At 71.9% G+C, this 13939-nt stretch carries 10 protein-coding genes; 8 read left to right on the top strand and 2 right to left on the bottom strand.

Annotated elements, in window-relative coordinates; translation table 11 throughout:
* Positions 1-119: 119 nt before the first annotated feature.
* Both ACZ7M2_RS17340 and ACZ7M2_RS17335 read right to left on the bottom strand, forming a co-directional pair.
* Complete coding sequence (locus ACZ7M2_RS17340) at positions 120-1355, bottom strand: ROK family transcriptional regulator (RefSeq protein WP_471596042.1); 1236 nt, start codon at positions 1353-1355, stop codon at positions 120-122.
* Positions 1356-1579: 224 nt separating this feature from the next.
* On the bottom strand, positions 1580-2830 hold the full coding sequence (locus ACZ7M2_RS17335; RefSeq protein WP_471595941.1) for an FAD-binding protein: 1251 nt from the start codon (positions 2828-2830) through the stop codon (positions 1580-1582).
* Between the two features lie 197 nt (positions 2831-3027).
* Between ACZ7M2_RS17335 and ACZ7M2_RS17330 the strand changes: the two genes are divergently transcribed.
* From ACZ7M2_RS17330 to ACZ7M2_RS17295, 8 genes are all read left to right on the top strand, one after another.
* Complete coding sequence (locus tag ACZ7M2_RS17330; RefSeq protein WP_471595940.1) at positions 3028-4035, top strand: hydroxyacid dehydrogenase; 1008 nt, start codon at positions 3028-3030, stop codon at positions 4033-4035.
* A 431-nt stretch (positions 4036-4466) separates the two neighbouring features.
* Positions 4467-5813 (top strand): radical SAM protein, encoded by a 1347-nt coding sequence (locus ACZ7M2_RS17325; protein ID WP_352051500.1) that lies wholly within the window; start codon positions 4467-4469, stop codon positions 5811-5813.
* 306 nt (positions 5814-6119) lie between these two features.
* Positions 6120-7619 carry a cellulose binding domain-containing protein gene (locus ACZ7M2_RS17320; RefSeq protein ID WP_471595939.1) on the top strand — a complete coding sequence of 500 codons (1500 nt, stop codon included), beginning with the start codon at positions 6120-6122 and terminating at the stop codon, positions 7617-7619.
* A 433-nt stretch (positions 7620-8052) separates the two neighbouring features.
* Positions 8053-8766 carry a Crp/Fnr family transcriptional regulator gene (locus ACZ7M2_RS17315; protein WP_067375693.1) on the top strand — a complete coding sequence of 238 codons (714 nt, stop codon included), beginning with the start codon at positions 8053-8055 and terminating at the stop codon, positions 8764-8766.
* A 114-nt stretch (positions 8767-8880) separates the two neighbouring features.
* Entirely contained in the window at positions 8881-9708 is an 828-nt protein-coding gene (locus ACZ7M2_RS17310) for a hypothetical protein (RefSeq protein WP_471595938.1), read from the top strand.
* Between the two features lie 5 nt (positions 9709-9713).
* Positions 9714-12236 (top strand): hypothetical protein, encoded by a 2523-nt coding sequence (locus ACZ7M2_RS17305; protein ID WP_471595937.1) that lies wholly within the window; start codon positions 9714-9716, stop codon positions 12234-12236.
* Positions 12229-13326, top strand: a complete 1098-nt coding sequence (locus ACZ7M2_RS17300) for a hypothetical protein (RefSeq protein WP_471595936.1) — start codon at positions 12229-12231, stop codon at positions 13324-13326. Before ACZ7M2_RS17305 ends, ACZ7M2_RS17300 begins: the two co-directional genes overlap by 8 nt.
* A complete protein-coding gene (locus tag ACZ7M2_RS17295; RefSeq protein ID WP_352051505.1) occupies positions 13323-13871 on the top strand; it encodes a Pycsar system effector family protein in 549 nt (182 codons plus the stop codon). Before ACZ7M2_RS17300 ends, ACZ7M2_RS17295 begins: the two co-directional genes overlap by 4 nt.
* Positions 13872-13939: the final 68 nt, after the last annotated feature.

Here is a 13939-nt window from a genome sequence, read left to right as displayed (position 1 = left end):
AAGGCTTCGGCAAGGGGTTGGACGAAGTCTGTTCGAAGCGTTGTCTGCGGTTCGGTGGATCGAACAGGGGCGTGGGCAGGGCGAGTTGGCGGACCGCCGGCCCGGCGGCCCACGGCCCCCTAGAGAGCGGTGCGGCGCGGGACGGCCCTGCCGGCGGCGGGCTTGTGGCCCAGCGGGTTCAGGGCGCCCTCCAGGGCGAAGGTCGCGGCGCCCAGGCAGACCGGGTCGGTGGGGATGGGGGAGAGGACGATCTCGGTGGCGGCCAGCGGTCGCCGCAGCGCGTGCCGGGCGACGGCCTCGCGCACCTCGCGCAGCAGCGGCTCGCCGAGCGTGGCGGCCACCCAGCTGCTGAGCACGACGACTTCGGGATTGAGGAGGTTGATCAGGTCCGCGACACTCGCGCCGAGATAGCGTGCGGTGTCCCGGACGACCTGGAGCGCCACCGGGTCGCCTGCGGCGACCCCGCGGGACAGGGCGTCAATGGTGGCGGTCTGGTCGTCGGGATGCAGCAGCGGGCTCTCCGGGCTCGACTCCCGCAGGTTCCGCATGATCCCGGGCGCCCCGACGTACGTCTCCACGCAGCCGTGGTTGCCGCAGTGGCACGGCCGCCCGTCGAGCACCAGCGTCGTATGGCCCCACTCGCCCGCGCTGTTGCTCACCCCGCGGTGCAGCCCGCCGCCGAGCGCGAGTCCGGCACCGACCCCCGTGCCCAGGTTGACGACGACGGCGTCCCCGCGACCGCGGGCCGCGCCGAACCACAGCTCGGCGACCGCGCAGGCGCGCAGCGGGTTGTCGAGGTGGAGGGGGTAGGCGATGTGCTCGGCCAGCAGGTCGAGCAGCGGCACGTCGTGCCAGTCCCAGTTCGGCGCGTACTCGGAGATGCCGGTGTCGCGGTCCACCTGGCCCGGCACGCTGACCCCGACGCCCAGGACGCGCGCGCCCTCGACCCCGGCCTGCGCGACCACCGAGCCGACGGCCGCGGCGACATGCCCGACGACCTGCTCCGGGCGGCTCTCACCGGGGCGCATGTCCTCGGCGGCGCGGGCGAGCACGTTCAGCGCGAGGTCGAACAGCTCCACGCGGACGTACGTCTCCGCGATGTCGACGCCGATCAACGCACCCCCCGACGCGTTGACGGCCACGAGTCCCCGGGGGCGGCCCCCCGCGGAGTCCTCGAACCCGACCTCGGTCAGCATCCCGAGGTCGAGCAGTTCACCGACGAGCGTGGCGACCGTGGCCAGACTCAGCCCGGTGGCCGCCGCCAACTCCTGTCGTGAGGTGGGGGACGCGGCGATGATCTGGCGCAGCACCTCGTAGCGGTTCGCGGTGCGGATGTCGCGCGATGTCCGCTTCACCTGCTTTGCCACCTCGGTCCTCCGTACGGCACAGCGGGGCTAGGGCCTGTCCGGCGGATCATGCCGCCGACTCCCTCCTCCGCCTTGCGGCCGCACGCACCAAGGCCCGCTCGCCGGCGTCGATGAGGCACCGCCCGTTTCCTGCGACCTGTTCCGCCGGACAGGCCCTCGGCGGTCCCGGCGCGGCGCAAGGCTATGGCCTGGCGATGGCTTTCGACAAGGGGTTAGGAAAGGGGGTGAACAAAGTCCCGCACGAAGGGGTTGGTGAACTTGCCCGCCGGGTCCATGGTTTCGGCCAGGACCCGGAAGTCGTCCAGTCGTGGGTAGCGCCCGCGCAGCACCTCCCCGGGCGTGGTGAACACCTTGCCCCAGTGCGGCCGGGGGTCGAACGACTCCAGCGCCTCCTCGACCCGACGCGCCACCGGCAGGACGGCCGCCGTGTCCTCGACCCAGGTGAAGTGCAGGGCCACGGTGTCCCGGCCGTAGGCGGGGCTCAGCCACTGCCGGTCGGCGGCCACCGTGCGCACCTCGCAGATCTGGAGCAGCGGCGCGATGTGCTCGCGGATCGCGTCGAGGGCGTGCAGCGCCGCGAGCGCGTGCGGGCGCGGCAGCAGGTACTCGGACTGCAGCTCGGCCCCGCTGCTCGGGGTGAACTCCGCCCGGAAGTGCGGCAGTCGCTCGTGCCACGGTCCGGGCACTCCGAACTGCTGGGTGCAGTTCTCGGCGGGCATGCCCGGCACGGGGTGCATCGCCTCGGTCGCGGGCGCGGCCCAGGGGAAGTCGGGCAGCGGCTGGTCGGCACGGTGCTTGAGCCACACCTGCCGGAAGCCCGGACGCCCCCAGTCGGTGAAGAGACTCACGCTGTACGCCGTCGCCGCCACCGTCTCGAAGTCGAGCCCGGCGAGGGGAAGTTCGGTGAAGACGTGCTGGCTCACCTCGAAGTCCGGTTCCAGGTCGAGGGTGAGGGCGGTGACGACACCGAGTGCGCCGAGGGAGGTCACGGCACCGTCGAAGCGCGCGTCGTCGCGACCGATCGTGACGGTCGAGCCGTCCGCCGTGACGATCTCGACCTCGCGCACGGCGGAGGCGAGGGAGCCGTTGGTGACGCCCGAGCCGTGGGTGCCGGTCGCCACCGAGCCCGCCACGGAGATGTGCGGGAGGGAGGCCATGTTGTGCAGGGCGAACCCGTGCTCGTGCACCCGGCGGGCCAGTTCCGCGTACCGGACGCCGCCCGCGACCCGTACCGTACGGGCGGTCGAGTCGACGTCCACGGTCGGGGGCAGCGCGGTGAGCGAGACCAGTACGCCGTCGTCGCCCGGCTCGGCGATCGTGTTGAACGAGTGCCCGCTGCCGAGGACGCGGACGCGTGCGCTCTCCGCGACGAGCGCCACGAGGGCGTCGTGCGTGTGCGGGCGGTGCAGTTCCTTGGCGGTGTACGTGATGTTGCCGGCCCAGTTGGTCAGGGTTTCTGTCATCCCTGTCGTGCCTCCCCGGAAGGTCGCCGTGCGCGGCCGTGCGGTGGCCACTGCTGGAAACTACCTCGGGGTTCGCCGGTCCGGTGTCCCGGGCCCGTCCCCTGTCGCGCGTGGCGGGCTGCGGTTACGGTAGAAGTGGTAGAGAGCGCTTGCTGCGTCGCCCTGTCCCGTAGTCACCGAGCCGGAGGGTTGACTCCTTGCCCGAGCGTCCCGTGGCGATGTTCGCCATGTCCGCCGAGAACGTGCCGCAGATCTTTCCGCCCGAGGTGATGGCCCGACTGCGTGAGGTCGTGGACATCGATCCCGCGCTGGTGGCCGAGGACTTCTCTGGGCCTCGTGTCCGCGAGGCGCTCGCCGGGACCGAGATCCTGATCACCGGCTGGGGCTGCCCGCGGCTGGATGCGGTCACGCTGGACGCGGCGCCGAAACTGCGTGCCGTGCTGCACTCCGCGGGCTCGGTGAAGGGCTTCACCACCCCGGCGGTCTGGGACCGCGGCCTCGTGGTGTCCTCGGCCGCCGTCGCCAACGCGCTGCCCGTCGCCGAATACACCCTCGCCATGATCCTTCTCGCCGGCAAGGACCTCTTCGCGCAGCGCGACCGGTTGCGTGTGCGGCGCTCTGTGCCCGGGTGGGCCCTCGTTCCCGGCATCGGCAACTACGGCCGCCGTGTGGGTGTCGTGGGAGCGTCCCGTATCGGCCGCCGTGTGATCGAACTGCTGCGTCCCTTCGATCTGAGGGTGAGCCTCACCGACCCGTATGTCGACGAGGGCGGGGCGGCCGAGCTGGGGGTCCCTCTCCTCCCGCTCGACGACCTGCTCGCCACCAGCGACATCGTCACCGTCCACGCCCCCCAGACCCCCGAGACCCGGAACCTGATCGGTCGCCGTGAACTCGGTCTGATGCCGGCCGGGTCGGTTCTCATCAACACCGCGCGGGGTTCGCTGGTCGACCACGACGCGCTGATCGAGGCGTTGCGGGCCGAGCGGGTGAGCGCGATCCTCGACGTCACCGACCCCGAGCCGCTGCCGGCCGACAGCCCCCTCTACGACCTCCCCAACGCCTTCATCACCCCCCACCTCGCCGGCTCCCAGGGCAACGAGCTCACTCGGCTGGGTCTGACGGTTCTCTCCGAGGCGGAGCGGGTTGTTGCGGGGGAGGGGGTGGAGTTCGGGGTGGATGTGGGGGTGTTGGAACGGGGGGCGTGACGCGGCCCCAGACTTCCCTCGCCCCCGCCGCCCCTACCCATCCCATCCCCGGGGGCTGCGCCCCGGACCCCCTTCCGGGGCTGCGCCCCCGACCCCCTGCCCGGGGCCGCGCCTCGGCGCAGCGCTTGGGGCTCTGGTCCGCGTCAGTCGCTGGATCTGGGCTCGGGGCTCGTCCCGGCCTCACCCGCGGGGGGCCTGTTCGCGTTGGCTTTCGAAGAGGTCGTACGGGTGTTCTCGACGTGGTCCTCGGGCTCTGGGCCGGGGGCCTGTCGTTCGCGGCCGCCTGGGGCGCGCCCGAGTCCGGCCCGGCGCTGCCGCCGGAGGCGCGTCGTGCGCTGCGAGGGGACCCGGCACGGCTGACGCGCAGGCAGGGGCATACCGTGAGGAGTCGAGCACGAGGACTTGAACGAGTCGGGAGCGAGGAGAACGGGATGGTCGGCAGCCGCACCGCGTTGGTCGAGGATCTGATGGAGCGGTTCCCGCACGTACCGCGGGAGGCCGTCTTCAAGGAGGACCTGCTCCGCGGAGGTGTGGCCTTCGACGAGTCGGCGCTCTCCGACAACGAGGACGGTGACGTCAAGCCGAAGTCGTACTTCATCTTCTCCTTCGACCACGGCACCCTGCCCGAGCTCGGCGAGGCCGCCCTGCGCCGCCCGCCCGAGGAGATCATCCTCACGGGCGGCCCGTACGACCTGCGCCGGACGGTCGTCTCCGTACGCGTCAACCCCGCCTCGCCCTACCGCGTCGCCGCCGACGAGGAAGGGGTGCTCGGGCTCTACCTCGACGGGAAGCGGATCGCCGACGTCGGCGTACCGCCGATGCCCGAGTACTACCGGCACACGCTCTCCAACGGGAAGTCCGTGATGGAGGTCGCCCCCACCATCCAGTGGGGCTATCTGATCTACCTCACCGTCTTCCGGGTCTGCCAGTACTTCGGTGCCAAGGAGGAGTGCCAGTACTGCGACATCAACCACAACTGGCGCCAGCACAAGGCGGCGGGACGCCCGTACACCGGGGTCAAGGACGTCGAAGAGGTCCTCGAAGCCCTGGAGATCATCGACCGGTACGACACGGCGAAGGCATCCACCGCGTACACCCTCACCGGCGGCGCGATCACCTCGAAGCTGCAGGGGCGCGACGAGGCCGACTTCTACGGCCACTACGCCAAGGCCATCGAGGAGCGCTTCCCGGGGCGTTGGATCGGCAAGGTCGTCGCGCAGGCACTGCCGCGCGACGACGTGCAGCGGTTCAAGGACTACGGCGTGCAGATCTACCACCCCAACTACGAGGTGTGGGACCGGCGGCTCTTCGAGCTGTACTGCCCGGGCAAGGAGCGCTACGTCGGCCGCGACGAGTGGCACAAGCGCATCCTCGACTCGGCGGAGGTCTTCGGCGCGCGCAACGTGATCCCCAACTTCGTGGCCGGCGTGGAGATGGCGGAGCCGTTCGGCTTCACGACCGTCGACGAGGCCATCGCCTCCACCACCGAGGGGCTGCGCTTCTTCATGTCGCACGGCATCACGCCCCGTTTCACCACCTGGTGCCCGGAGCCCACGACCCCGCTCGGCAAGGCCAACCCCCAGGGCGCGCCGCTGGAGTACCACATCCGGCTGCTGGAGGCCTACCGTTCGACCATGGAGGACTTCGGGCTGTCCTCCCCGCCCGGATACGGCCCTCCCGGACCCGGCCAGGCGGTCTTCTCGGTGAGCTCCTTCATGGACAGCCTCCCGGCGCGGGAACCCGTGGTGGCGGAAGCGGCCGAGCCGAAGCTTCCGTAGAACCTCTGAGCAGAACCTCTGAGCAGAACCTCTTAAAAGTCGACGGCGATCGAGACGTATCGGCCTCCCTTCCGTATCACCTTCCATACGGCGGGAGGGAGGCTGCGCGCGCTCGGACGGACGGCGCCGCAACCGCTTGCCACCGTAATTGAATACCTCGCTTGTCAGTTGTGCGGGAAGCGTGAAAGGCTCGGGCCCCGTCGTTGAGACGGCCTCAACTCCCTTGTACAGAGGGTGAGTTGACGATCACGTTGGTCAGACGTTTGTAGACGTTGCACCTGGAAGCAGTTGATGCAGGAGCCCCCCATGCCCGACCTGCCGACCCCCCAGAACGCCGCCGAGGCCGCACTGCTCTCGGAGTGCTGGGACGCGGTCCTGTCGTACGCCGATCTGTGCACGTCCGGTTCGGCCTCGGCCACGCGGCTGGCGACCGAGGCGTTCACACACGGCATCGACGAACTGCGCGCCGCCACCGCGGCATCGAAGAGTACCGGTACCGGACGCCGGGCGCTCAGGCTGCCCCGCATTCCGCTGCTGCTGGCCTCCGTCCGTACCGTGGCCGCCGCCTGGGAGACGAACGGGCTCGGCCATCGGCTCGACCCCGACCTGCGCCTGTGGCTCCACTCCGACAAGGCCGCCCGCTACATCGGACCGCCGCTGCACCGCCCGCTCGCGCTGCGCGGTCTCAGGGACATGCAGGAGCCGGACGCCGTTCTGCTGTGGCTGGCCGAGGTCGAGTCGCTGCCGATGTCCGCGGTGGCACGGCGGCTCGGTCTCGATCCGGCGGCCGCGTCCTCCGAACTCGCCCAGGTGCGGGCGCTGTTCCGGGACCGCTGCCACCGCAACCACCTCGACACGCCGATGGACGCCCACTGCCGCAGCTATGCGCGGCTCCTCGACGCGGTCACCCGCTCACCCAGCGCCGAGACGCCCGAGGACCTCTCCCGGCACATGGCGCGCTGCGTCGAGTGCGCGGAGGCCGCCGCCTGTCTGCGGCTGCACGGCGGCGGGCTGCCCGCGGCGCTCTCCAGCGGTGTGATCGGCTGGGGCGGTCTCGCGTATCTCGAACGGCGGCGCCGGGCCGCCGAGGCCGGCCTGATCGGCGGGCGCACGGACGCGGCGGTGGACACGGGGCTGAACGAGGGCAAGCCGGTCCGGCCCCGGATCGGCAGGACCGGGATCCTGGTCACGGCCGTGCTCGTGTCCGCACTGGCGCTCACGGTCTCGCTGATGCCCTTCGGCGGCTCCAAGGACGGCGGCGCGAACGCCGCGCAGGGCGAGTCGACGGACGGGCAGTCCGTGGCGGACCCGGGCCCCTCCTTCCCCTCGGGCTCGAAGACGAAGTCGGGTTCGGGGACGGCGGGTTCGCCCGCGGTGGCGGACTCGACCTCGCGTCCGGCGGGCAACTCCGATCAGGAGGCCCAGGGCGAGTCCTCGTCGCCCGCCGGGAAGCAGGGCGGGGCGAAGGGTTCCACGAAGAGTGCCGCGCCGGACTGCCGGGTGAAGTACGAGATCGTGAGCGAGTGGCCGGACGGCTTCCAGGCCACCGTCACCGTCACCTCCACCAAGGCCCTCGCCACCTGGAGCCTCGGCTGGACCTTCAAGGACGGCCAGCGCGTGGGCCAGATGTGGGACGGCACCTTCACCCAGAACGACTCCCACGTCACGGCCACCGCCGCCGACTACAACAAGACCGTCGCCGCGCACGGCACCTTCACCTTCGGCTTCCTCGGTTCCTGGACCGGTACCAACTCGGCCGCGCGCAACTTCACCCTCAACAAGGCCAGTTGCCAGGCCGCCGGCTGAACATCCGGCCGACCGGTGTGACGCGCGACGAGCCGCTGTGACGCGCGGCGAGCCGGTGTGACGCGCGAAGAACCAGACACCGTCCTCTCACCCCGTCACCACCTCCCCACCACCCCTCCGGCGGCGGAAACCTGATTTTTCGCCAAGTCCGCCGCTCCGGCCGGTTCCCCGTATCGACGGGGCCGGCCGTTCGGCGTGGGTCCTGACCTCAAGGTCGTCGGTGGGGCGGGAGTGGAGGCGGACGGTTCGGCCGTGGTCACCGGTGGTGGGGGCGTCCTGAGGGGACGGCACCCCCGGGCGACCCACCTGGCACTTCGGCACTTACCGACCAGTACTGCCGATCTGGCGTAATTCACTCGGCTCAATGCTTCGCTCTGCCACCATCAACGCCTCTGAAAAGTCAGGCGGCATGATTGCGGCGGGGGGCGTGGCCATGGGGCTGCTCGGCAATGAGCTGGCTTTCGCGCGCGCTCTGACCCCGCAGGAGCGCGAGAGCGTGATGGCTCTCGGCAGCCGGAAGCACTACGCGGCCGATGCCCATCTTCTGACGGAGGGCGACCGGTCCAGTCACGTCCTGATCATCATTCGGGGCTGGGTGACCGTTTCCGTGGCGACGGACCGGGGTGCCACGCGGCTGATACTCGGTCTGCGGGGTCCCGGTGAACTGCTCGGCGAGATGGCCGCCCTGGACCCGCATCCCCGCAGCGCCACCGTGCGCGCCCTGGGTCCGACCGAGACCCAGGTCATATCCGGGGACGCGTTCCGCCGGTTCCTCGCCCTGCACCCCCGCGTCAGCGGTCTGGTGATACGCCAGCTCACCTTCCGGCTGCGCAGCGCCGACCAGGAGCGGTCCGCGCTCGCCTCGCTCACCGTGCTGCAACGGCTGGCCAGCCGGCTCACCGAACTGTCGAGAGCCGAGCCGTCCGGCCCCTACCACCCGGCCGTACCGGGCGGCGCCACGCACACGGGCACCGTCGTCCAACTGGCTCAGGACGAACTGGCCGCCACCATCGGAGCCACCCGGGAAGCCGTCGCCAAGGCACTGAAGCTGCTGCGCACCCAGCACGTCGTGCGGACCGGCAACCGGATGGTGGAGATCCTCGACCCCGAACTGCTCGCACTCCTCGCGGACGGTCATCAGGAGTAGACCCACGCCTTGCCGTAACCCACGCCTCGTCGTGTGTAAACGGCTACAGACGGCCTTCGTCCCCGGGCCCGACGCTGAGGGGGACGGCAAGTGGAGAGAACAAGGGGGCACGGGGTGGACCACGACGCGATGGATCTCACCGAAGCACGCTACGAGTTGGTGATCAGCGTCGACGCCCGGCGTTCCGGGGAATACGACGACGTCGACAAGCCGCGCATGCGCGAGCGGATCTACCGAGTGCTGGAGGCGGCCTTCACCCACGCCAAGGTGGCGCGGGACGCCGTACACATGGAGGACCGCGGTGACGGTGTGCTCCTGTCGGTGGCCGGCCGGATCGCGGTGACCCGGCTGCTCGGCCTGTGGATGGTCGAGGTGCACGAGAACCTGCGGGACGAGAACCGCGGCCTGCGCGTCCCCCTCGGGCTTCGGGTGGGCATGCACGTCGGGCCTGTCCGGCACGACGGCCGGGGCATCAGCGGGCGCGCGGTCGACCTCGCCTGCCGGTTGGCCGACTCGCCGCTCGCCCGGCGACTGCTGGACGCCGAGCGGGCCGACCTCGTGCTGGTGACCTCCCAGTCGCTCTACGAGGACGTGGTCAGCAGCGGCGGCAAGTTCATCGAGCCCGCGCACTACTCCTCCGCCCGCCTGGAGCTCAAGGAGGGCGAGGTCACCGCCTGGTTCCACCTTCCCGGCCGGCCCGCTCCCGAGATCCCCACCGCCGCACCGACGGCACCTGACGCCGACCGCGCCGATGACGTCGATGACACCCGGGGTGGCGATCTCGTCGATGACGCCCTTGGCGTCGACGGCGAGGACCGCGCCGACGCTCCCGGCGCCCACTACACCGTCCACGGTGACATGTCGCAGCACAGCGACAACGTCTACCAGCAGCCCGTGCACATCGGGCGGATCACCGGCGACGCCGACCGACGGAAGGGCTGATCGAAGTGAGCGACGATCAGCAGCCGGGCGGCGCCGCCGAGCCCGTACCCCACAAGGGGGCCGACGCCCGTTCGCCCGAGGCCGACGGGAAGGCCAGGAACGACCCGCCCCGTGCCGACGAGGGCAGGGCCGAAGGCGACGAGGGAGCCGCGGGGAACGACGCCCCGGAAGAGGGCGACGTCAAGAAGGACCAGGAGAAGAAGCAGGAGGAGGAACGCGAGCGCGCCGCGGGGCGGTTCAAGGAGCACACCCGCGATCCGCTCGCCGAGGAGCAGGGCGAGGACGGGACCACCGATCTCGCCGCCGCCTCGCGGGCCCGCCGCGCCACCCGGATGCTGTTCGACACCGGCCGGGACCTGAACAGCTTCGACCGCTCGTACTTCCAGAGCGCCCACATCGGTGACATCCACCTGCGGATGGACGCACGCCACTCCGGTGCGGGGATGCGCAGCGGACCCGTGCCCGACGAGGAACTGCGCAGGCTCCGCCGCGTCCATGTGGAACCGCGGGGATACGTGCAGCTGCGCAAGGCCCTCGGCACCCGTCGGCTGCTGGTGCTCGTCGCCGCCCCCGGCACCGGACGCACCAGCACCGCGCTCTCGCTCCTCGACGAGGTCACCGGCCCCGCGGCGGACGCCACGGGCACGGAGCCCGGGACCGGATCCCGGGTGCGCCGGGTCGATCCGGACGGTGGGGTGCGGAAGTTGGCGGGCTCCCTGGCCGGCGAGGGCGAGGAGGCACGGCGCGGCACCGGGTATCTGCTGGAGCTCTCCCTCACCGGGCCCGGTGCGCTGCCCCCGGACGAGATGGACCTCGACGGGCTCGCCGCGGCCCTGGCACGGTGCGAGTCGTACGCGGTGGTCGTCGTCACGGTCGGGTCGGCGGCCAACCCGCTGCTGGCCGGGCGGTACGGCAAACTCTGCCCTCCCGCACCCACCCAGGAACTGCTCACCACCCGGTTACGGGAACGGCTGGAGGAGCATGCCGCCGCCGCCCCGGACGGTGAGGTCCGGCTGGAGGACCTGCTCGCAGGGGCGGAGGAACTGTGGGTCCGCCAGGACGTCAAGGACGCGGTCGGACTGGAGGATCTGCGCCCCGCCGAGGCCGAGTTGCTCGCCTCGCTGCTGGCCGGACACCAGCTGGGGGAGGTCTCCCGGGACGAACTGCTGGCCGGCTGCCGGAGCCTCGCCGCCGACCAGGCCCAGGAGTGGTTCGCCGGAGTGGACCGGGCGCTGACGGCGCCCCCCGCCGGGCCGGAGGGCGACGCGGGCCGGCCGGGTACGGCGGCCCTGTTCCACCCGGTGGCGTTCCGTATCGCCCTCGCCGTACTGGGCGGCGCCTCGCACAGCGCCGTGGCCGCCGCCGCCCATCTGCTGACCTGGGAACTGTCCGTGCAGTGCGATCCGGACCACACCCCGGCCCGCCCGCTGTTCTGCGACGACCCGGAGGCCGATCTCGCTCTCTCGCGCGCCGAACTGACCGACGGCCGGCTCGAGGTGGCCGGAACCGAGGTTCCGGCCCGGCTGATCTGGTACCGGGGATCCGCCCTGCCCTCCGCGGTGCTCACCGAGATCTGGGACCGGCACTTCCCCGTCCGGGCACCGATCGTGCGCTGGCTGCGGCTGCTCGCGGACGATCCACGCCCCCAGGTGTGGATGCGCGCCGCGGTGGCCGCCGGGGAGCTGTGCGCACGGGACTTCGACCACGGATACGCGGAGCTGATCCGGCCGCTCGCCGAGGCGGCCACGCCCCGCCGGAGGATCTTCGCGGCCACCACCCTCGACCAGGCGGCCGGTCACGCGTCGCACCGCAAGGCGGTGCGCAAGCTGGTCGACGACTGGAGCAGGTACGGGACGAAGCCGCTGCGCTGGACCGCGGCGATGGCACTGGGTTACGGGAACGCCGCGGACACGACGGAGGACGCCCTGGACGCCCTGGCCCGGATCGGGGTCCGCGACGACGGGGAGCAGCTGGCGGTCGCCTCGTTCAACGCCGTACGGCTGCTGGCGCTCCCGGACGGTGCCAAGGTGCTGCGGCGGGTGGCCGACTGGACCCACCACAAGCGCGCGGCGTACCAGGACCTCGGTCTGGTGACCACCGTCCGGCTCGCCGTGACCTCGGTGGACGAGGTGCTGTCCGACGAGCCCGACTCCCCGCTGGCCGACCACGCCGACTGGCCACTGCCGCTCGCCCTCGCCGTGCCCCGCCCCGAACTCGTGCTCCCCATGGCCGACTTGATGTGGAGCGCGCTGAACACGGCGCGCTCGAAGGACGTGGCCCTGGACGCGCTGGAGTCCCTGCTGCGTTCGGCGGTGCGCCGGGACGGTACCGAGGGGACTCGGCCGGGGCTGGCGGCGCTGCTGCCCGCGCTGGCGACCGAGGAGAACGACCGACGGCGGCTGGACTGGCTGCTGCGCCGAATGATGAACGATCCGGAGAATCCGCTCCCCGACGCTCAGGCGCGCACCCTGTGGTGGCTCGCCGTCCCGCCGAAGGAGAGGACGGGCGAGGAGGACAGCCATGGCTGAGGACCAGGACGCGCGGGCGAAGGCGAGGGAGCGGCTGAGGGCGCGCAAGCAGGCCGCGGGGCCCGCGGGTCCCTTCCTGCGGGAGTACGCGCCGACGGGCGGATACCCGCAGGTGAGCGCCCAGAAGGCCTCGGTGCTGTTCTACCGCAACGGCGGCTACAGCGTGGTCACCGTCTCCGGCGTCCGGCACGTCGACAAGCGGGCGCTGGCCCGGCCGTACACCGTCTGCGAGATCGCGCTCGGCACCTATGTGACGACGCTTCAGATGGAGTTGCCTGCCGCGGGCGGGACGACCTTCTTCAAGGCCGAGGTGGACATCCACTGGACGGTGACCGATCCCCATCTGGCCGCCACCGAGGTCGTCACCGACGTCGCCCAGCGGCTCACCGCCCCGGTCCTCGAGCGGCTGCGCGAGGTGTCCTCGGCCTACCGGGTGACCCAGGCCGAACAGGCCGACCGCGCCATCACCCTGGAGTGCGCCGGCGGGCGCTGGGCCGAGCTGGGCACCGAACTCGGCATGCGGGTACGGCTGTACGTCCGCCTGCGGGTGGACGACCGGACGATCGAGCACATGGACGGCATCCGGGACGCGCACGCCTCGGCCGAGGTGACCCGGGTGCACCAGGCCTCGTTCCGCAAGATGCTGCAGGGCGGCGAGCTGGAACAGCTCAGCTACATGCTGGCGGCCGAACCCGAGGCGGCCAAGGACTTCCTGGAGAAGATCCGCCAGGAGGGCCGCCAGGACGAGAAGGAACGGGTCGACCGGCTCTTCGCCATGGTCGCCAGCGGCCAGATCCAGTCCAACGACATGGAGACCCAGGCCCTCAACCTCCTCAACCAGGGCCGCCACCCCCTCCAGGGCCCGATCGGCTCGCTGCCCGCCCGCCGCGAGACCCCGCAGCTGCCGCCGGCCGCCGACGAGCCGTTCACCCCGGACTGGGTGGCGGACGAACCGCCCTCCCGGGCGGACCGGGGACCACGCGCGAGAGAGCCCTACTCGGGAGACCCCCAGGACGCCGAACCCGAACCGCCGCGCCGCCGCGGACGCTCCCGGGACGACGGATGGTCCTGGGCGGAGGAGGACCGGTGACCGGCGACGGCCCGGCGCGCACCTCCCCCGACCCGGTCGGGCCCGTGCCGGACGGGGGTCCGCACGGGTCCGACCGGGGGGAGCGCATCGCCGAACGGCTGCTGAGCACGGTCAGGGAGGACCTCGGCCGGGCCGACGCGAAAGCGGCCGTACTGCTCTCGGGAACGCTGGCGCTGCCCGCGTTCCTGATCGGGCGGCACGGCCCGCCCGACTGGGGCGGGCTCGCCGACGTGACGCTGATCCTCGCGAGCGTGCTCTGGGTGGTGGCGGTCACCGCGCTGGTCGGGGCGCTCATGCCGCGCACCCGTACGGTCCGCGGCCGGGACGGGGTGACGTACTTCGGCGATCTGCTGGCCCCCCGCGACCTCGCGGGGCTGACCGCCGACGTCACCGAGGCCGGACGCGACACCGCCGGATGGCTGCTCGTCCAGGCCGTGGACGTCAGCTCGATCCTGTCCGCCAAGTACCGGGCCATCCGCTGGGGAGTGGGCTCGCTCGCCCCTTCCACGGCGCTGGCACTGGCCTGGAGCCTGACCGCCCGCTGACACGCGGCACAGCACGTACACGACACAGAGACGAACCAAGGAACCAGGGGGACGGCCGTGGAAAGCAT

It is taken from the genome of Streptomyces sp. NPDC111507 (assembly GCF_055638955.1).
The sequence above is the reverse complement of the archived record's forward strand: the minus strand, read 5'-3'. Positions and strand labels throughout refer to the sequence as shown.